The organism is Shewanella sp. SG44-6 (assembly GCF_014164185.1).
Taxonomy (GTDB): domain Bacteria; phylum Pseudomonadota; class Gammaproteobacteria; order Enterobacterales; family Shewanellaceae; genus Shewanella; species Shewanella vesiculosa.
Genome location: NZ_JACJER010000079.1, coordinates 1 through 21,748, shown reverse-complemented (window position 1 = coordinate 21,748; position 21,748 = coordinate 1). Strand labels below are relative to the sequence as shown.

Sequence of the window (21,748 nt, the reverse complement as noted above, 5' to 3'; positions counted from 1 at the left end):
CGGCAGCATCGCCTGACCAATCACATCACCGGCTACCCCACCGGCTGAAAAGACGTACATATTGTCGGCATTCATACTGACCAATGCAGCTAAGCCTAACAACATCAAAATAAAACCAATAATTCTTAATCCAACTGAAAAATAATCTATTTCAAACAAACGATGTGCACGATTGAAAATAAACCAACCCGTGGTGGCTATCATGATAGGAATTAAAAAGGCAATGAAACCAAAGAAGTAAAACAGCACATCTGCAGTCCAAGCGCCAACAGCACCAGTCCAGTTGTGAATTTCACCTTGGAAATGCGACTGACTCCAGCCTGGATCACTTGGATTAAAACTGGATAATGCCAATAGAATGTATGTCGCGATCATGCAACATAAAATAAGGCCACCTTCAAGCAATCGTTGAAGGCCACTGAGAGTTTTTAGACTATTTTCCTGAGTCAAACGAAAGAATCCATAAAAAGTGAAAAATAAGGGTTAAGATAACAGAATATCACTGTATTTGCAGTGATTATGCACCTTGAATTAGTCAAGCTCAATCGATTGTTATACCGAATTAATCCAGAAACAAAAAAGCCTTAACGATTACTCTCAAGATGATGATTTTATATACAAAGATTAGTTCTATTTGATTAGATGATGAATATAAGTGGACAATGGTCATCTATATTCATCAATCAGCGGCTAAAGACTTGATGGGAGATTAAACTGTAGGATTACCCTAAGTTGTATAACGCGACCTTATTAGTCTGTTTGACCTCTTCCATTACCACATAAGTACGAGTATCTGAAATTGAAGGCAGTTTCAGCAATGTTTCACCTAATAAACGTCTATAAGCAGACATATCTGATACTCGAGTCTTTAATAGGTAGTCAAAATCACCAGAGACCAAATGGCATTCTTGGATATCATCGAGTAATTGTACTGCACGATTAAAGCGGTCAAAAATATCAGGAGTATCACGATTAAGGGTGATTTCAACAAATACTAATAAAGAAGCACCAAGGAAATGTGGATTAACCAGTGCAGTGTAGCCACTTATAAAGCCTTGTTTTTCTAGCCTTTTCACTCTTTCTAAGCATGGAGTTGGACTCAACCCCACTCGTTTTGATAGTTCAACATTCGAAATGCGACCATCCAATTGAAGCTCATTTAAAATATTGCGATCTATACGGTCTAAATCTTTTACTGAAAAGCTTTTACTATTTGCCATATATTTAACCTTGCTTTGTACTTAAAACAATATTTTTGTCTATAAAAAGTGCAATTTCAGCAGCATAATCTGCTAAAGCAGCACTATACTAGAGTGGCTTGAAATAAGCACGTTCAGGTCACAATTAATAACAATTATACCCATTTGAAGTGGGTTTTATGTCAATCGAGGCTCAAAAATGATTATTGGTGTTCCAACAGAAATCAAAAACCACGAATACCGTGTAGGCATGGTTCCTTCAAGCGTACGTGAATTGACCTTAAAAGGTCACGATGTTTTTGTACAATCAGAAGCGGGTGTGGGGATTGGGTTTACCGATCAAGATTATATAGACGCTGGTGCCTCGATTTTAGCCACTGCAGCTGAAGTTTTTGCTAAAGCAGAGATGATTGTAAAAGTAAAAGAGCCGCTAACCGTTGAACGTGCAATGCTACGTCACGACCAGATTTTATTTACTTATTTACATCTTGCACCAGATTTACCACAGACAAATGAGCTAATCGCCAGCGGTGCTGTGTGTATTGCTTATGAAACCGTAACAGATGACCGTGGTGGATTACCATTACTTGCACCTATGTCAGAAGTGGCTGGGCGCATGTCAATCCAAGCTGGTGCTCGTGCTCTTGAGAAATCATTAGGCGGACGTGGTATGTTGCTTGGTGGTGTACCTGGTGTTGAGCCTGCTAAAGTTGTCATAATTGGCGGCGGTATGGTAGGTACTAATGCTGCACAAATGGCTGTAGGTATGGGTGCTGACGTTGTTGTATTAGATCGTAGTATCGATGCATTACGTCGCTTGAATATTCAGTTTGGTTCTGCTGTAAAAGCGATTTACTCAACAGCGGATGCCATTGAACGCCATGTATTAGAAGCCGATCTTGTGATTGGTGGTGTATTGGTTCCTGGTGCAGCGGCACCAAAATTGATTACCAAAGATATGGTTAAGCGTATGAAGCCTGGTAGCGCGATTGTTGACGTAGCAATTGACCAAGGTGGCTGTGTTGAAACATCACACGCAACAACGCACCAAGACCCAACGTATATTGTTGACGACGTTGTGCATTACTGTGTGGCAAATATGCCAGGTGCAGTTGCCCGCACTTCGACGTTTGCATTAAACAATGCAACGCTTCCTTACATTATCAAGTTGGCGAACCAAGGTTACAAACAAGCATTATTAAATGACAAGCATTTACTTAATGGCTTAAATGTTATCCACGGAAAATTAGTCTGTAAAGAAGTGGCTGAAGCATTAAGCCTTGAATTTACTGAACCTAAGAGCATGTTGGCTTAATTTATTTTGACCTAACATTGACTGACTAAATAAAAATGCCGCATTAATTGATGCGGCATTTTTTTTACTTCACTATTCAGATTAAGAAAATGAACTTATCAACCAGGATATGAATATATTAACTTGCTAGCACCATTCTACTCATCATTCTGGGTAATTGACGTTCTACAGTTCTATTTTAATCTTGCTATTGATTCGGCTTGTTTAGCTAACAAATCGAAAAACGCCTCTTGTGGCATCGGTTTATGAAAGTAGTAACCTTGTACAGCGTCTATGTTTTGCTGCTTAATAAAATCAAGCTCTGCTTCGGTCTCCACTCCTTCAGCAACAATCGATAAGTCTAATGCACGACTCATGCTAACAATGGCTTCAATTAAGGATTTGTGACGTGAACCTGATGAAATTCGTTGAATGAATGATTTATCAATTTTGATTTGATCAACGGGGAAGTTAACTAAATACGATAAAGAAGAATATCCGGTACCAAAATCGTCTACCGAAATCTGCATGCCGCGATGCCTTAGATCTGTCAGTAACTGATTTATGCTGTCTTGTTGCGACATCATTAATGATTCTGTTATTTCAAGAGTAAGCAGAGAGTAAGGAAAAACGTCAAGCCCAAATTGTTGCTGTAACACATCAAAGTAAGCGGCAAAACGATGTTGTAAATCAGTATTCCAAAACTCAATAGTGGACACGTTAATGGATAACGGGATAGTAAAATCACTTTTTTGCATCGCGACAATACTTGTTAACGCTTGCATTCGTACCCACTCACCGATTTGGACAATTAGCCCAGACTCCTCTGCAATAGGAATGAACTCATCTGGGGAAATAAACTGGTCATCATGTATCCAGCGTAACAAGACTTCAGCTTTGGTAATTTGAGCGGTAAATGGATTAACAATTGGTTGATAATACAACTGAAATTCATTTTGGATTAATGCTGTTTTGAGGTAGAGATGCAGTTCCGCATTTCTTTCGGCATCTTTTTGAATTTGTTGATTAAAAAACTGCATACAATTACGGCCATGCGCTTTGGCACTGTACATAGCTTGAGTGGCACAATTTAATATTTGTTCAACATTATCGGCATCATAAGGATAACGAGCAAGACCGGTACTCATTGATAACATCATATCTTGGTCGGCAATAATAAAATGCTTTTTTAACTCATCAGTGATGTTGTTAAACATACTTATCAATGACTCAGTACACATTTTTCCCGGTATGACCAAGGCAAATTCATCAGCGGCAATACGGGCAATAAGGACATTCTCGGGAATTGTATTTAACAAACGTTGCGCGACTAATTTGAGAACCAGATCACCGTTATCATGGCCAAACGTATCATTAATTTGTTTGAAGTGATCAATGTCCATCAGCATCAAACTGAATTCTTGCCTTTTAGCATCAATACTATTTTTGCACTTCATTGCTTGCAGAGTTTCAAACAAGTACTTACGGTTTGACAATCCGGTTAATTGATCATAATTAGTTTGGAAACTTATTATTTTCTCAGCATTTTTACGTGCCGAAATATCAGTAATTAGCCATGCAAAACAATTTTGTTGAGTAAAGGTATCCCTAATAACCGTCACATTAAGCGCTATGTCAATGATATCATTATCAGTTTTAAGTCCTTTTAACTCCCCTTTCCAAGCATGCCCGCGTTTTAAATGTTCAAATAAATCTGCAACCTCCTCCGCTTTGGAGTGGCTTAAAAAACGATGAACATCGAATAACTTAAGATTGGCATAATAGGTCGATGTTAACGACTTAAAAACAGGGTTAGCAGACAGAACGACATTATCTTCACTGGTGATCACTAGCGAGATAGGCAAACTGTTAAATATTGTGCTGCTTAAACGTTGAATATGCATGCCACGACTGCGTTCAATGGCTAAACTGGCCAAACGTGCCGCTTCTTGAATTAAATATAAATCTAGCTCTGAAGGCGATTTAACCGTGTCATAATACATGGCAAACGTGCCGAGTACTTTTTGATTGCTGTCTTTTATCGGTTCTGACCAACACGATTTTAATCCCGCTTTAAGCGGTAATTCTTTATACTTTGTCCAATTGGGATGATGTTCAATATCTTCAACAATCACTCTTTCACAGGTATATGCCGCTGCACCACAAGAACCGACATCAGCGCCGATCTCAACACCGTTAATGGCATTATTATATTCTTCAGGCAGATTTGGCGCCGCCCCGAATAGTAGACGTTTACCGTCATCACTCAATAACAGCACAGATGCTCGAGTGCCTATCTTTTGAGCTTCAATCAACAATATTAAGGCGTGGAGCATTTCGCCTAATGGAAGGCCCTTTAGTACCATATCAAGTATTGCACTGTAACGCTCAATACTCGATTCACGAAAATCGGCTTGAGGCGTATCTTCTATGAATTTATTGATATGCGGACCTATATCCATAACACTCCAACATCACAACGAATGATTCGACATACTTTTTATAATACACATAAGATTATGCATTTGTGAGAATATTATCAATATATTAACGTTTTTTTAATAAATTAATTACACCTAAACCCTAAATATTCCCCATAAAAAAACAGCACAAAATTTTTGCGCTGTTTTTAAGTGATTAATAATCAATGGCGTGCTTGTAAAAAAGAGTAATGATGAATAACTATTCTGCTATCCGTTCCATCTTAGCTAGATAGAAGCCATCAAAACCACGTTCCGACACTAAAATATTTTCATCTTCTATCAGCGAAAACTGCGGATTTTCAGCTAGAAAAGCATCCACTTGATGACGATTTTCTTCAGGCATAATTGAGCAAGTTGCATAAATTAACATGCCACCCACTTTCACCATGCGGCTATAACTTTGTAAAATATGCTTTTGTAATTCAATCAATACCGGCAAGCGCTCTGGAGTATCACGCCATTTTGAATCTGGATTTCGTTTCAATACCCCAAGCCCAGAACAAGGGACATCTAACAATACCCTGTCTGCGGTTAATTTTAAGCGTTTAATGGTTTTCGAACTGGCGATAATCCGCGTTTCAACATTATGAGCACCTGCACGTTTAGCGCGTGTTTTAAGGTTATCGAGTTTCCATTGCTCAACATCCATGGCTAACAAACGGCCTTTGCCCTGCATCTGTGCAGCAATATGTAAGGTTTTACCACCCGCACCAGCACAAGCATCAACAACTCGCATACCCGGTTTTGCGCCAACGGCATCGGCAACCAATTGCGATCCGGCATCTTGTTGTTCAAACCAGCCGTCTTTAAAGGCGTCAGTTCGAAACAGTGCTGAGTCAGACGTTACCTCAATTGCAGAAGCCACATCATCCAAAGGCACAGCTGTTACACCTTCTTTTTGTAAGCGACTGATCAATTTTTCACGGTCACATTTAAGCTCATTAACGCGTAAATAACGTTTTGGTTGCTCGGCAAGTGCTGCACGTTCAGCTGGCCATTTATCACCTAATTGTGCTTGTCCAAGTAAGTCTAGCCATTGTGGGCAACCGTCCCAAAGCACAGGATCCATTTTGGCCTGTTCAAGGTTAGCATCAAATTTCGCTTGCTCAATCTGCAATGAATACTGCATTTTGGGTAAATCTAAACCGTGAAAGACGTGCCAACCGTTAAGTAACTTCGATCCTAAACGATCGAATTCTTCCGGTTCAATATCCACCAGAAAACAATATAAGTTTAATCGACGTAAAATATCGCCAGTGACCTGCGTGATCCGCGCTTGCTCTGATGGGTTAAGCGTTAAACCAGAAAAATGCTCTGAGTAAGCTCTATCTAATGGTTTTCCTCGGGTTAACACCATAGTAAGTACATTTAAGACTAACTCTGATGAACTGCCTGACAACGGATAAGTCAACATGGGGGCTCTCTATCTAAGATTACGTTCAATTTAAAAACGTGCCGATCATAGGGATTAAAACACTTGATAGCAAGGCAATATCGGCCTTTGTCCCTTCAGTTGGGTGATTAAATCAGTCATTTCGTCAATCCATTTAACGTCAGTTTATTGCTTCAACTCATTCGGACTCTGTTTGCGAGTTATCCTCAAGATAAACCACAGACCAATGATATATTGCTTTAAATAAAAAAGCGGCCCGAAGCCGCTTTTTCATCATGACATAAGTGAGTGTTTACACGACACTACATTCTTGAGCCTTTAGCACCATAAAAGACAATAAAGGCATAACATACAACCGGCAGAATAAACGCCAATTGCAGCCCCATATTATCGGCCAACACCCCTTGTAACAGTGGTAAAATAGCCCCACCGACAATCGCCAAACATAAAATACCACTTCCTTGAGAGGTATGTGGACCTAAATCTCGTAGCGCTAAACTAAAGATGGTTGGGAACATGATTGAATTGAATAGACCTACAGCCAAAATTGACCACATGGCCACGGCACCACTGCTGTTCATAGCAATCAAAACCAAAGTCGCTGCGACACAAGCATTAAACGCTAATAAGGTCCCTGCAGGAATTTTCTGCATAATCACAGAGCCCACAAAACGGCCAACCATGGCGCCGCCCCAGTAGTAAGTAATGTACTTAGCGGCATCAGCTTCTTGCAAACCTGCAATTTGCTCTTCACCTAGAAAACTCACTAAAAAGCTGCCAATTGAGACTTCTGCCCCAACATAAACAAAAATACCAATTGCTCCCAAGACCAAGTGAATGCTTTGTAATGCACTCGTTTTACCATTGTGAGTTACCACACCAGTATCAGAACTATCATTGTGTTCGGTAATCTTAGGTAAATTAAGCTTGGCAAAAATTAAAGCCAGCAAACCGAGCATTGCAGCAAGAATTAAATAGGGCAGCTTAACCACTTCAGCTTCGGCTTGGGCGTGATCCAGCCCATCCAATGCACCTGACGCTACCGACAAAATTAATACCGCGCCAAAAAAGGGGGCAACTGTGGTGCCAAGCGCATTAAAGGCTTGGGTTAAATTTAAACGACTTGAGGCTGTTTCAACTGATCCTAACGCATTCACATACGGATTAGCTGCCACCTGCAAGATAGTTATCCCTGATGCCAATACAAATAATGCACCTAAAAATAATCCGTAAGTTGCAAATGCAGCAGCAGGATAAAACAGTAAACAACCGATACAGGCAATAATAAGCCCAGTGACGATACCTTTTTGATAGCCTAATTTTTTGACTAACTTACCGGCTGGTAATGAAACTAAAAAATAGGCGCCAAAGAAACAAAATTGAATCAACATGGCTTCAGTGTAATTTAACGAAAATACAGCTTTTAAATGAGGAATTAAAATATCATTTAAGCAGGTAATGAATCCCCACATGAAAAATAATGATGTCAGTGACACGAGCGCAAAGCGGTAATTACCACTATTGCCTGTTTCTGTTGTTTCAAGGGTACTGTGAATTGCTGTAGCCATAGGGAGATCTCTTCTTAATGATTATTGTTATACTACTGTTTTTAATCGTTAAACTCACCATCACATCCGCTATGATAGTGTAAAACTTTATCGCCAATATACTGAAAATAGTTCAATCAAAAAATAATCCAAAAAAAACCGAAATACAGCAGTATTTCGGCTTCGTCATGCTATCCAAGTAGGCCATAAAAACTGGCGAAGCTTGGCAACACAATAGTTGCAGGGTCCAGTATATCTTGCGCGCCACAGAGTAACCCATGATCGTCTATAATTGAAGACAATCGTAACTCATTTAATGCAAAAGTTTGTTGCTCACCACACAAATTAAACAACACTAGCATGCGCTGATCATCTTGACTGCGGATGAAGGCTAACACATCAGGATGACTGTCGATAAAGGTAATATCACCCTCAATCAGCAAATGTTGCTTTTTGCGCCACTGTAAAAAATGACGGTAACTTTGCAAAATCGAATCTTGATCTGCTTCTTGCACATCCACAGCACTATTATTATGCGCAGGATCAATAGGTAACCAAGGCGTTGCTTCAGTAAAGCCTGCATTAGCAGCCCCTTTTACCCAAGGCATCGGGGTACGGCATCCATCACGACCTTTAAACATCGGCCAAAAGGCAATGCCAAAGGGATCTTGTAACTGGTCATATTCAATTGAGGCTTCCGTTAACCCTAGCTCTTCCCCTTGATAACTGCACACACTGCCACGTAATGAAAATAACATCGCATTGAGCATTTTCACCATTGTTGGGTTCACGCTGGCTTTACCCCAACGAGACGCAACCCGTTTAACATCATGATTACCTATGGCCCAACATGGCCAGCCATCACCAATACTAGCTTCTAGTTCCTCAACGGTTTGACGAATATAAGCCGCGCTAAAGTCATCGGTTAACAACTCAAAACTGTAGGCCATATGTAATCGGTCATCACCTTGAGTGTATTCAGCCATAGTGGCTAACGAGTCTTCAGATGACACTTCACCTAAGGTGACGGCGCCAGGATAACGATTAATTAACGCCCGCAGCTGTTCAATAAAGCCAACCGTTTGCGGCCGAGTATTATTGTAATAATGATATTGGTAAGCATAAGGATTATCTTCACTGAAGCCACGGCCTTGGCGCTTATCTTTGGGTTTAGCAGGGTTGTCACGTAATTGTTCATCGTGGTAACAAAACGTAATCGCATCGAGGCGAAAACCGTCAACACCTTTTTTGAGCCAAAACTCAACATTGTCTAATACCGCTTGACGAGCCTGAGGACAGTGGAAGTTTACATCCGGCTGACTTTTGAGAAAGTTATGCAGATAGTATTGCTGACGACGAGGTTCCCACTCCCATGCACAACCACCAAAAATGGCGAGCCAGTTATTAGGCGCACTGCCATCGTCTTTAGGATCAGCCCACACATACCAGTCTGCTTTGTCATTGTCTCGGCTTTGACGACTTTGCTCAAACCAAGCATGTTGGTCTGAAGTATGGCTTAGCACTTGGTCAATCACGACCTTGATATTTAACTGATGGGCTTTTTCGATAAGCTGATCGAAATCAGCCATGGTGCCAAACAGCGGGTCAATTTCGAGATAGTCGCTGATGTCATAGCCAAAGTCTTTCATTGGCGACTTAAAAAACGGCGAAATCCAAATTGCATCAACATTCAGGCTGGCAATATAATCAAGTTTAGCAATGATGCCCTGTAAATCACCAACACCGTCACCATTAGTATCCATTAAACTGCGAGGATAAACTTGATATATCACTCCGCCGCGCCACCAACTGACCTGACCCATTGCATCCCCTTAGAAGTAAGTTAACCCTGAAATAAATCGACGAGTTACCTTGATGTTGCGACTGCGTAACAGTTCGCTAGTGTTTTTTTATTACCCCGAGGATACGTGAATAAGGAAATCAGGTTCAATACACCTGCATACGTATGCAAAGAAATAATTAGCTTGCAACATACAACTAAAACGCTATAAGCCTCATTAATACAACGAATTAAGTATGATACCAAGCCCCACTCAGTTGTTTCAAAATTGTAAAAAACTGTCACTAATTAGCCATGATTAGCGCTGAATACGTATGCATAATATTGTCGGCAAAACTGAACTGGGAGTAGTATCGTCACTGTTGTGCAACAATTTGGTCATAACTTCAGCACTTATGCAGTCACTTACAAAAGTTAATTAAGCATGCTGAGGTAAAAACACAATAAAGAATGTAACCAAAAATCAAAAGGATACTAACACTCAACTTGTACTTTACGTTGTTAAGTATCCACAAAAGGGGAAATATTGATGTTGCTATTTAAACCGAGCCTACTCACGCTGGCGTTAGTTGCAGCTGGTGCAAGCATGACTGCTTACGCTGCTGATGACGTAAATACTACGGCAACTGCCGACGAAAATATTGAAGTGGTAAAAGTCACAGGTATTCGTCGCAGCTTACAAGAATCACAATCACTAAAAATGTCTTCGTCATCAATTGTTGAAGCCATTTCAGCCGAAGACATCGGTAAATTACCCGATGTTAGTATTGCAGAATCACTCGCCCGTTTACCTGGCGTATCAGCACAGCGCCTTGATGGCCGAGCTAACGTTATCTCTATCCGTGGTTTAGGTCCAGATTTCACTACTGCAACATTAAATGGTCGCGAGCAAGCCTCGGTAAACGATAACCGTGGTGTTGAGTTTGACCAATACCCTTCTGAATTATTAAACCGTGTGGTGGTATACAAAACACCAGATGCTTCTGTCATGGCGCAAGCCATCGGCGGCACGGTAGATATGCAAACGATTAGCCCGTTAACTCATGGCGAACAAACGATAGCCATGTCGCTTCGCGGCGAAATGAACGACTTAGGCTCACTTAATAGTGGTTCAAGCGATACCGGTTACCGTGGCAGTATTTCATATATTGACCAGTTTGCTGATGACACCATAGGTATTGCCCTAGGTTATGCGCGCATGATGTCGCCTAACCAAGAAGAACGCTGGCAGGCATGGGGTTACCCAGAAAATGATGCTGGTGACAGTGTTTTAGGTGGCGCAAAACCATTTGTGCGTTCAAGCGAATTAGAACGTGATGGTGTATTAGCAGTATTTGAATACGCACCTAACGAAAAATTTACTTCAGTTGTTGATATTTACTATACAAAATTTACTGATGATCAACGTTTACGTGGTATCGAAATTCCTGCTGCTTGGGGCACTAATGGCGGCGTAACATCGACCACTGCTGAAGACGGTTTAGTCACTCAAGGAACCATTAATGGTGCCGAAGTTGTTGTGCGTAACGATGTCAACAAACGAGATGCTAAATCGCTTGCGATTGGTTGGAACAACAAGTTCACCATCAATGATAACTGGCGCGTAGAAGCTGATATTGCCCTATCAAAAGCAGAACGTACCGATATTGGTATGGAAAGCTACAGTGGCACAGGCCGTGGAACCGGCGTCGGTGCAGTGGATGACTTAGGTTTTAACTACAATGGAAATGGCGGCTACGACTTTACTCATAGCCTTAACTATGCAGATCCTAATGTCATTAAATTAGGTGATCCACTCGGTTGGGGCAGCCCACTGGGCGCTAATACTCAAGACGGTTTTATCAACAAGCCTGAAATTGACGATGAGCTTAAATCATTCCGTTTAACAGCAGAATACGTGTTTGATGAAGGTGCTGTGCGCAGTGTCGAGTTTGGTGTTAACCGCACTAATCGCGATAAAAGCAAACTTGATAAAGGTTATTACCTGACTTTAGCGGGCTATGACGGATCTGATAATTACTTAGAGACCGTTCCTGAACAGTATTTACTATCACCAACTTCACTTGATTTCTTTGGCATGGGTGACGTACTAAGTTATGACTCATTAGCGTTTTATAATGCTGGTGGTTATACCGAAACTGACGTAGCAGATGTGGATTTATCACGTGCGACTAACTCTTGGGCTGTATCAGAAGAAGTCACCACGACTTATGTTAAAGCCAATATAGAATCTGAATTGTTCGGTTTTCCTTTAACGGGTAACGTCGGTATTCAAGCTGTAAACACAAACCAAAACTCAGACGGTACAGTGGCCACAGTTGAAGATGGCGTTGTGACTTTAACGCCTCGCACTGCGGGTGACTCATACCTTGAATGGTTACCTAGCATGAACTTAGGCTTTGAAGTTGCCGATGGTCAAATGTTACGTTTTGCTGCTGCGCGTACGTTAACCCGTGCTCGTATGGACAAAATGAACGCTAACGTTAACTTTAGCTACACTCAAAACCCTAATGATGGTGTTAACTGGTCTGGTGGCGCTGGTAATCCAGAACTACGTCCTTGGTTAGCGCGTCAATACGACATTAGCTATGAAAACTATTTTAGTGACCAAGGTTATTTCTCATTAGCAGTGTTCTACAAAGACTTAGAAAACTACGTTTATGATCAACAAACTAACTTTGATTTCAGCACTATTTTGCCACAGAATCCAGGTGACAACCCAATTGGTAATGTCAGCCAACCTTTAAATGGTAATGGCGGTTATGTACAAGGTATTGAGGCCTCGTTATCAATCGACTTTGGTTTGTTTGCTGATTCTCTAAGTGGTTTTGGTACTATCTTAAGTGGTTCGTACAACGACAGCGAAGTAAAAGAAACTGCAGACAGCGATCCAACGACTCTGCCTGGTCTTTCTGAAAAAACCTTCAATGCCACTGTTTACTATGAAAACTCAGGTTTCGAAGCCCGTATCAGCTCTCGTTACCGCAGTGACTTCTTAGGTGAAGTGACTAAAATCAGTCTTCAACGTGAAAACGTTAACATCAAAGCAGAAACGGTTGTTGATGCGCAAATTGGCTATGACTTTACTGAAAGCGGTATCGATGCGCTATACGGTTTATCAGTACAGTTCCAAGTGAATAACTTAACCAACGAGCCATTTACGTCTTACACTGGTGATGACCAACGTTTAGTGCGTGATTATCAAAACTACGGTCGTAACTTTATGTTAGGCGCAAACTACAAGTTCTAATGGGCTTGTAGAATGTACTAAACCGACAAAAAAGCCTCTGTAACCTATTACAGGGGCTTTTTTACTTTATCGGGTTCAGTAACAATAAATCCCAAATAGTTAAAAGGCGATAACAATGGATCAAACGATAATAAAAAACATTGTCATTGTAGGCGGCGGAACGTCGGGCTGGATGACCGCAGCCATGTTAGCCAAGTTGTTTAATAAACAACTCAACATCACCCTTATTGAATCCGACGCCATAGGTACTATTGGTGTGGGTGAAGCTACTATCCCGCCACTGCAGATATTTAACAGTGTACTTGGGATTAGTGAAACTGATTTTATCAAAGCCACCCAAGCCACTTATAAATTGGGTATTGAATTTCAAAATTGGCATCAACAAGGCGAAGCTTATATGCACGCCTTTGGTAATATTGGCCGTGACCTAGGCTTTACCTCATTTCATCATTATTGGCTTAGTGCTCAGGCCAATCTTTCTCAAAGCAATCGTTCTCAAGCCAATGGCAGTCAATATATTGCCAATGACTTTTGGCAATACTCGCTTAACTATCAAGCGGCCAAACACAACAAATTTCAACCCATTCAAACCATTGCTCAAGCACAAATGAACGGTATTACCCACGCGTACCACTTTGATGCAGGCTTATATGCCAACTTGCTACGCCAATACAGTGTTCAACGTGGTATCAATCGAGTTGAAGGCATTATTACCAGCACCGAACTTAGCGTCGATGGCAGTATAAAAAGTGTCACCTTACAAAATGGTCCTTGTATTAGTGGCGACTTATTTATTGATTGTTCGGGTTTTAGTGCATTATTAATTGAACAGGCATTAGGCGTCGAATACGAAAACTGGCAGCATTGGCTACCTTGTGACAGCGCATATGCAGTGCCTTGTGAAAGCACCTCTCCCCTCACGCCTTACACTAAAGCCACTGCACACCATGCTGGTTGGCAATGGCGTATTCCACTGCAACATCGCACAGGCAATGGCATTGTATATAGCAGCCAACATATGAGCGACGAACAAGCAAAACAGCATTTATTAGCCAACCTAGATGGAAAACCCTTAGCCGAGCCGCGTAAAATAAACTTCACCACTGGCAGGCGCGTCAAGCAATGGCATAAAAACTGCGTGGCTATTGGCTTATCGAGTGGATTTTTAGAACCGTTAGAGTCCACCAGCTTACATTTAGTCCAATCAGCAATCATTCGTTTAACTAAATTATTTCCACGAAACGGTATTCAACCCCAGCACATTGATGAATTTAATCGCCAATCTCAAACTGAGTTTGAGCAAATCCGCGACTTTATTATTTTGCATTACCATCTTAATGCAAAACAATCTGCCGACAATGAACGCGGTTTATGGCAGCAATGTCGCGATATGGACATTCCCGAAAGCTTGCAACATAAAATCGATTTATTTAAAACCACAGCAACAGTTTTCAGGCATCAAGATGAATTGTTTACTGAAGCAGCCTGGATCCAGGTGATGTTAGGACAAGGCATTATTCCAGAGGATTATCATCCGCTTACACAAGCGGTCAGCCAAGATGATTTAACCGACTACTTAACTAATATCCGTAAGGTTATTACCACTACTGTGAGTCAAATGCCGAGCCATAAAGACTATATTGCAGCGCTGTAACTGGTTTATATAACAACTTGATTTAATTATCTTAAGCGACTAATTAACCGTCATCAATAAACAACAAAAAATACAGGATGAGTAACTATGTCATTTCATTACCCCCATTTAGCACAAGCCTACCAACAACACCTGGGCAGGTTAGCATCAAGCTTCTTACTCGGTTGTGCATTGAGCACATATGCCATGTCGGCCAATGCAACACTCAGTGTCGAGCCAATGTCATGGTGGGCAGGCATGCAACAACCCCAGCTACAACTATTGCTTACGGGGGAAAATATTCGTGAAAGCCAAGTTAAATTAATTAAGGCTCAAGGTGTCACGCTGATTAATGTTGATACAACTGATAGCAATAATCATCTATTCGTTAATTTGGATTTAAGCCAAGCTAAACCACAACAACTGATCTTAGGTTTATTTAAAGATGAGCAGTTAATTGAACAATTTGATTATGAGCTACAAACCCGCAAAAAAGGCTCACGAGATCGCCAAGGCTTTAGTAATAAAGATGTGATTTACTTAATCACCCCGGATCGTTTTGTTAACGGTGATCCAGACAATGATAATCAGCCAGACATGCTTGAAAAAGCTGACCGCAGTTTTGATGGCGGTCGCCATGGCGGTGATATTTTGGGGATCCGAAAAGCACTGCCCTACTTACATGACTTAGGTGTGACCCAGTTATGGATAAATCCACTGCTTGAAAATAACCAACAAAAGTATTCTTATCATGGTTATTCCACCACCAATTTCTATCGCATAGATCCACGTTTTGGCAGCAATGAAGAATACCAATCACTCGTAGAAGAAGCGCAATCATTTGGTATTGGGATCATTCAGGATGTCGTGGTTAATCATATGGGGTCAGGCCATCAGTGGATGAGCAGTATGCCGAGCAACACCTGGATTAATGGCCAATCACGTTGGCTAAAAGATCCAACCGATGTCAGTTACTCAAGCCATAGACGCACTACAGTACAAGATCCTTACTCTGTGGATGCAGACAAAACTGATTTTAGCGACGGATGGTTTGACGTCACCATGCCAGACCTCAATCAACGCGATCCACACATGGCAACATACTTAATCCAAAATAGTATCTGGTGGGTCGAATATGCAGGGCTGAGCGGTATTCGCGAAGATACTTACTCTTACGCAGATAAAGCGTTTTTAACTGCTTGGTCAAAAGCCATTATGGATGAATACCCTCATTTTAATATCGTTGGTGAAGAATGGAGCAGTAATCCAGTGACGGTGAGCTACTGGCAGGCAGGAAAGAAAAATGCCGATGGTTATCAATCTTTTGCACCCAGCATGATGGATTTCCCGCTTTACGACACGCTCATAGCCAGCTTAACTAAAGAAGAAGATTGGGGAGCCGGCTTTATCGACCTTTATCAAATGTTGGCTAACGACGTGGTGTATGCCAATCCAAGTCAGTTAGTGTTATTTGAAGGTAATCACGACACTAACCGTATTTATAGTTTAATGAAAAACGACATTGAACTGTACAAAATGGCCATGGCTTATGTGCTCACCAGCAACCGTATTCCGCAAATATTTTACGGTTCAGAAATAATTATGCAAAGCCCTGCAGAAGGCCGTAACGACGGCGCTGTTCGGGGTGATTTTCCGGGTGGCTGGCCACAAGACAGTGTCAATGTGTTTACAGGAAAAGGCTTGGATCCACAACAAACTGAAGCACTGACCTTTGTGCGTACATTACTCAATTACCGTAAAAACTCGTTAGCGATTCAACAAGGTAAATTGCAGCACTTTGTGCCACAAGACGGTATTTATGTCCAAAGCCGTCATCAAGGTAATGAAACCTTACTGGTCATCTACAATAAAAATCCCCAAGCCGTTGAGCTTGATTTACAGCGCTTTAAACCTGCTATTAATGACAATACTATCGGCGTTGATATTATCAGCAAACAATCGTATTCATTATCCAAGCCACTTTCGTTGGCTAACAAAGGTGTCACTATACTTAAACTTGAACGCTGATATGTAGACGATTCAATCATTAAGGTACTGCAAATTATGGCGTGTTTCTATTGTCTTCAATACAAACACGCCAATAAAAACAATAAAAGAGAGACTCATGGGCCCCATCACCAAACCGTTAGTAAGCCAACTTCACATTCACCAACCGTCACCAAGCGTAAAAGTATTGGTTATCGCCTGTATGCTGGGTTTAGGATTAAGTGCTTGCCAACCTAGTAAAGTTGAACAAACCAATACATCGATAAAAATCGATAAAGATAAACTATCAGTTACTCCAACCACCCAAATACCTGCAACGGGCAAACCTGTGGTATATCAAGTATTCACTCGTCTGTATGGCAACACTAACACCACAAATAAACCTTGGGGCACAATTGCAGCTAATGGTGTGGGTAAATTTAGCGACTTCACGGATGTGGCATTACAAGATATCAAATCCTTAGGTACCACTCACGTTTGGTATACTGGCGTACCACATCATGCGCTGATCAATGATTATACTGCCTATGGCATTAGTAATGATGATCCTGATGTTGTCAAAGGCCGTGCGGGCTCACCTTATGCCGTAAAAGATTATTACAACGTCAATCCTGATTTGGCTAATAATCCGGCTAGCCGCTTGGCAGAGTTTGAAGCACTGATCGCCAGAACTCACGCCAATGACATGCAAGTTATCATCGATATAGTGCCAAACCATGTTGCACGAAATTATCACTCCATTTCAGCGCCCAAAGGTGAACTAGACTTTGGTGCTAATGACGATAAAACCCAGGTATACAGCAGGCACAACAATTTTTACTATGTAGTTGGTGAAGATTTTCAAGTCCCTGATGCGTCAAATGGCTATCAAGCATTAGGCGGTGAAGCTCAGCCACTCAGTGATGGTAAGTTTCAAGAATCGCCCGCTAAATGGACCGGAAATGGTTCGCGTTTAGCCAAACCCGACGCCAATGATTGGTATGAAACCGTTAAAATTAACTATGGCGTTAAACCCGATGGCCGCCATGACTTTCCAACGCTACCGCGTGACTATGCGACTAAATCTGCTGCAGAGCATTTAGCCTTTTGGCAAGCTCAAGATGCAAACAATATTCCCGATTCATGGCGTAAATTTGAACATATCGCCCAATATTGGTTAGCCAAAGGCGTAGATGGTTTTCGTTATGACATGGCCGAAATGGTGCCTGTGGAATTTTGGAGCTATCTCAATAGTCACATCAAGCACACTAATCCAAACGCATTTATCCTTGCTGAAGTGTATAACCCCGACTTGTACCGTGACTATATTCATTTAGGCAAGATGGATTATCTTTACGATAAAGTCGATTTATACGACACCTTAAAAGCCATCATTCAAAGTAAGGCCAGTACAGCAGCCATTGCGACAGTTCAAGCAAAAGTCAGTGACATTGACCAGCATATGCTGCACTTTTTAGAAAACCATGATGAGCAACGCATTAATACCAGCGATTTTGCCAGTAATCCATTTAACGCCTTACCTGCTATGGTGGTATCGACCACGTTAAGTCGCTCACCTACCTTATTGTATTTTGGCCAAGATGTGGGCGAACAAGGCGCTGAAATAGCAGGCTTTGGCCAACCGACTCGCACTAGTATTTTTGACTATGTGGGCGTGCCAGCCCATCAACGTTGGATGAATAACGGCAAGTTTGATGGCGGCCAATCCACAGCCGATGAAAAAGCCCTGCGCACCTATTATCAAACGCTATTAAGCCTAAGCCATACAGCACCGGCGTTAAGCGGTGATTACATGGAATTAGACACCCTACAGCGCCAGCTGAATACTCAAGGTTACGATAACCAAGTATTTGCTTTTAGCCGTTTTAGCCACAACCAGCAATTGATTATTGTCAGTAATTTCAGCCAAAAACAAAGCAAAAAATTTACCCTTGTGTTACCAAAGACATTAATACAAAACTGGCATATTACAGGTAATAAAACGCTGACGAATTTATTAACAAATAACACAATAAGTCAGCAACTTATTTTAAATAACCAAGGTGATGCCAGTGTTGATATTAACCTGCAACCACTGCAATCAGTTATCCTTGAACTAAAAAACTAACATCGGGCGCAGCGCACCTAGGCTGCCCAGACACATAACAATCATTATCCTCTGACAATTTAGGGAGGATAATGATTGTACTCAAGCTATCGGCCCTGCAATTTACCCATCCCTCTCTGTACGCAGATATTCCTCATCCGTTTCAAACAACAATTATTCTCTAATACGCGTTAAATCAATTCGCTAATAGCGACGCATAACAGTACTGATCATAGACCTGCACTGGCGTATTAATGATTAGCCAACTAATGTTATCTTCGATACATGAACATCATCGTGTTATAGGACATAACAATGAGCAAACCACTTATCGTAACAATAACAACACTATCGCTTTCTATGAGTGCGATTGCGAAGGAAAACCACAGCGAACATCAGACCTCGATAGCTGATAATGTTATTGCTACACAAAGGGCAAACCTTGCAATTAGTACTAAAGGTAGAGGTTTTGGGCCTCAATCACCCCGAGATTTAAACTCACTGGTAGGAACCAATCCAATCAATTTTTCTCCTGCGCCAGCTTATACAGAAATGAATTTATGTAACATCCATTTCCATAAAAATGCTGAACATTCAGGAGGTGAATTTACTACCTATGCCGGTAACGGCAATGGCCAAGGCGTTCCATCTGGCTATCAATATTCAGGCAAATTAACTAAAGCCGAATTGATTCCAGTGGACCATGCTGTTTGCTCTAGTGAACACGGCGCTTTAATCTCTGGTGATACCATAGAAGTCCATTATGTATATTCAAGTGCACAAGTTAGCCCTGGCCCAACATTAGGCGCTTGCTTAAACGAGGCAATCAATAACCCACAGCTACGAGTTGAAACGCAAGTTTTTGTCTTAGTCAATGACGCTAAAGCGCTGGATTTTTCAACATTAACAGCATTAGATATCAAAAATGGACTTCACCAAGCACTGAATATGCTTAGTAATACTGGCGAAGCGATTCAATATCTTGGCTCAACAACAGGCCCAAGCTACAATCAAGTCGGTTCGCCATTTCAAGTGTCTTGGAGTGTTCATCCTAAAGTCGCGAAAGTGAATATTGACACTGTGGGTAACTGGTGTGAAGGTAACGTGTTCAAAGAAGATCATCCTCATGGTGTGAGAAACTTAGTCACGAATCCTGCACTACTGTCACCGATGAAATAAGCTGTATAATCAATAACCTTAATTGGTCAAATCAAAAAGTCTCAGCTAACACCTCTGTGACTTTTTATTTTGGCCTTATTATTTTACCTATCAATAATATTAGGATTAAACAGCCTTTTATTGGTCTGATGAGCGGCATGAATAGTCGAATAAATCTCACTTCAGCATGCTCAATCACATCACGCTTAGCGCTTGTTTTAACAAGCGTATTGCTCAATTGTGCTTGTCTATGCCCGCTAAAACTCAACCATTAGATTAATCAGGTTACAGTCAAGCTTAAAACTGGGATAATAGCGACAACAAAAGCTGTAACTGATTGATTATTCGACTACGTTATCCGCTTTATGCTTAATTTACTTTCAAATAGGATTTACCGATGCGCGCTTTTGTAGTTAGAGCCAGAGCAGCTCCAGTTGATAGTCAGCAGTTTTTGGCAGGTATTGGCGAATCGGCTCATACTGAAATTTTAGCCCACACCTTAATGAACACCATTTTTGTCGCTCAATCCCATCGCGATGATGTCGTGGTATATTTGGTGTTAGAGAGCACCCTTGATTTTTCACGTACCATCTGTTTTCGTTCAAGCGAATTAGGTCATATCGGTGGGTTTCATGAGCAAAACCTAACCAATAAAATTGCTAAAGCCTTAAGCGCATCAAAAGGGATGACGAAAGAACAGTTACGTGAAGTAGAGCCTGGAATTACGGTGCGCACGGTGAGTTTTGAAAAGTTAATACAAGAATTAGCTGAAGATTATCAACTGTATATGTTGGAGAAAAAAGGCACCCCAGTACGTGATGTAGAGTTTGCTGCTAATCCATGCTTTTTACTAACAGATCATATTCCTATGCCTAAAAAAAGCTTTAACAGCTTGAAGCGTCTTGGTACCCAACATATCAATTTAGGGCCAAAAATGTTGTTCGCATCTCAATGTGTGGTGTTAATCCACAATGAATTAGATATGAGATTGTAATCGATATGGCCTGCAATGATTAATTGAATTGTGGGTCAGTCAATTTTGCCATCATTCCGCTAATGCTTGTAAAATGGAGTTTCATTTTATCTTTGTCGTCTCATCGCTTCTTGCAAATCATCACAAAAATAGCCACCACCACTCTACAGAGCTAAAAAATTCTCTAACATCTTAACCAATATTGTATTTCTCGCTAAACTGAACAGACAAAGCGCCCTAAACTGTTCAATGTTTAGTGGTCTCAACTCACTTAGCTGCGACAATCGATGGACGCGTTCCTGCTACAATCAAAGCGGCAAGCTTGATAACGATGCTCTATAAACCGTCGATATAGAGGGGGTTAAACAGTTTGACGAATAACTTAAGCAGCTGATTTTATAATATCAGTTATTTATAAGCCGATATAAATCAATATAATTTAGGAGGTTACAAATTTGAACCAGTTAACAGAGCAGCTTATAGATTGCCCCTATTGTGGTGAAACAATTGAAGTTCTTATTGATTCATCAGATGCAGGACAACAGTATATTGAAGATTGCCAAGTATGTTGCAAACCGATAAATTTCTTGGTTACTGAAAGTGTTAATGGTGAGATTACGGTGAATGTTTATAGTGAAGATGAGGCATTTTAATCAATATTAAATCACTTGGGCTTTTACTGTATAGATTCTTATATTTAAAAAGTTCGCTAAAGATTTGTGTTATCAATTGTCTAGCCCAGGCTGTAGAACATATGCAGCTAAAACACACAGTGCCCCCATCCATTGGGGGTCGGTTAAAGTACAGGTTTAGCTCCTTTTAAATACATGCGTACCAAATAGTATTTTCTTCGATGTAGTCTCAATTGAACCGAGGAGTCAATCTAGGGTTATTAAACTTCATATTTTAGGCGTTTTTCAGCAA

At 41.0% G+C, this 21,748-nt stretch carries 14 protein-coding genes; 8 read left to right on the top strand and 6 right to left on the bottom strand.

What is annotated here, in order from left to right; translation table 11 throughout:
* On the bottom strand, positions 1–450 hold a 450-nt coding region (locus H5185_RS14420; RefSeq protein WP_182742427.1), incomplete at its 3' end, for a DNA translocase FtsK 4TM domain-containing protein.
* 272 nt (positions 451–722) lie between these two features.
* A complete protein-coding gene (gene lrp, locus H5185_RS14415) occupies positions 723–1,220 on the bottom strand; it encodes a leucine-responsive transcriptional regulator Lrp (protein WP_124015951.1) in 498 nt (165 codons plus the stop codon).
* 178 nt (positions 1,221–1,398) lie between these two features.
* Between lrp and ald the strand changes: the two genes are divergently transcribed.
* On the top strand, positions 1,399–2,514 hold the full coding sequence (ald, locus tag H5185_RS14410; RefSeq protein ID WP_182742426.1) for an alanine dehydrogenase: 1,116 nt from the start codon (positions 1,399–1,401) through the stop codon (positions 2,512–2,514).
* A gap of 173 nt (positions 2,515–2,687) precedes the next feature.
* On the opposite strand, the gene H5185_RS14405 is transcribed toward ald, so the two are convergent.
* The 4 genes from H5185_RS14405 to H5185_RS14390 all read right to left on the bottom strand — a co-directional run bounded on the left by H5185_RS14405 (position 2,688) and on the right by H5185_RS14390 (position 9,739).
* Positions 2,688–4,955, bottom strand: a complete 2,268-nt coding sequence (locus H5185_RS14405; protein ID WP_182722803.1) for an EAL domain-containing protein — start codon at positions 4,953–4,955, stop codon at positions 2,688–2,690.
* Positions 4,956–5,175: 220 nt separating this feature from the next.
* Positions 5,176–6,390: an RsmB/NOP family class I SAM-dependent RNA methyltransferase gene (locus H5185_RS14400; RefSeq protein ID WP_124015948.1), complete on the bottom strand. Its 1,215-nt coding sequence runs from the start codon at positions 6,388–6,390 to the stop codon at positions 5,176–5,178.
* 281 nt (positions 6,391–6,671) lie between these two features.
* The gene (locus H5185_RS14395) at positions 6,672–7,937 is read right to left on the bottom strand and encodes a sugar MFS transporter (protein WP_182742425.1); all 1,266 of its coding nucleotides are present in this window, start codon (positions 7,935–7,937) and stop codon (positions 6,672–6,674) included.
* A 170-nt stretch (positions 7,938–8,107) separates the two neighbouring features.
* A complete protein-coding gene (locus H5185_RS14390; protein WP_182697185.1) occupies positions 8,108–9,739 on the bottom strand; it encodes an alpha-glucosidase in 1,632 nt (543 codons plus the stop codon).
* Between the two features lie 507 nt (positions 9,740–10,246).
* Here H5185_RS14390 and H5185_RS14385 point away from each other — a divergent pair.
* The 7 genes from H5185_RS14385 (at position 10,247) to H5185_RS14355 (ending at position 21,477) form a co-directional block, all read left to right on the top strand.
* Positions 10,247–12,967, top strand: a complete 2,721-nt coding sequence (locus H5185_RS14385; RefSeq protein ID WP_182697184.1) for a TonB-dependent receptor — start codon at positions 10,247–10,249, stop codon at positions 12,965–12,967.
* Between the two features lie 115 nt (positions 12,968–13,082).
* Positions 13,083–14,621: a tryptophan halogenase family protein gene (locus tag H5185_RS14380; RefSeq protein ID WP_182742424.1), complete on the top strand. Its 1,539-nt coding sequence runs from the start codon at positions 13,083–13,085 to the stop codon at positions 14,619–14,621.
* An 87-nt stretch (positions 14,622–14,708) separates the two neighbouring features.
* Positions 14,709–16,628 carry an alpha-amylase family glycosyl hydrolase gene (locus tag H5185_RS14375; protein ID WP_182742423.1) on the top strand — a complete coding sequence of 640 codons (1,920 nt, stop codon included), beginning with the start codon at positions 14,709–14,711 and terminating at the stop codon, positions 16,626–16,628.
* A 97-nt stretch (positions 16,629–16,725) separates the two neighbouring features.
* Complete coding sequence (locus H5185_RS14370; protein WP_259396223.1) at positions 16,726–18,714, top strand: alpha-amylase family protein; 1,989 nt, start codon at positions 16,726–16,728, stop codon at positions 18,712–18,714.
* Positions 18,715–19,008: 294 nt separating this feature from the next.
* Positions 19,009–19,872 carry a delta-class carbonic anhydrase gene (locus tag H5185_RS14365; RefSeq protein WP_182742422.1) on the top strand — a complete coding sequence of 288 codons (864 nt, stop codon included), beginning with the start codon at positions 19,009–19,011 and terminating at the stop codon, positions 19,870–19,872.
* A gap of 376 nt (positions 19,873–20,248) precedes the next feature.
* Positions 20,249–20,845 carry a tRNA (pseudouridine(54)-N(1))-methyltransferase TrmY gene (trmY, locus tag H5185_RS14360; protein ID WP_182697180.1) on the top strand — a complete coding sequence of 199 codons (597 nt, stop codon included), beginning with the start codon at positions 20,249–20,251 and terminating at the stop codon, positions 20,843–20,845.
* A 434-nt stretch (positions 20,846–21,279) separates the two neighbouring features.
* Positions 21,280–21,477, top strand: a complete 198-nt coding sequence (locus H5185_RS14355) for a CPXCG motif-containing cysteine-rich protein (RefSeq protein WP_124015939.1) — start codon at positions 21,280–21,282, stop codon at positions 21,475–21,477.
* The last annotated feature ends 271 nt before the right edge of the window (positions 21,478–21,748 follow it).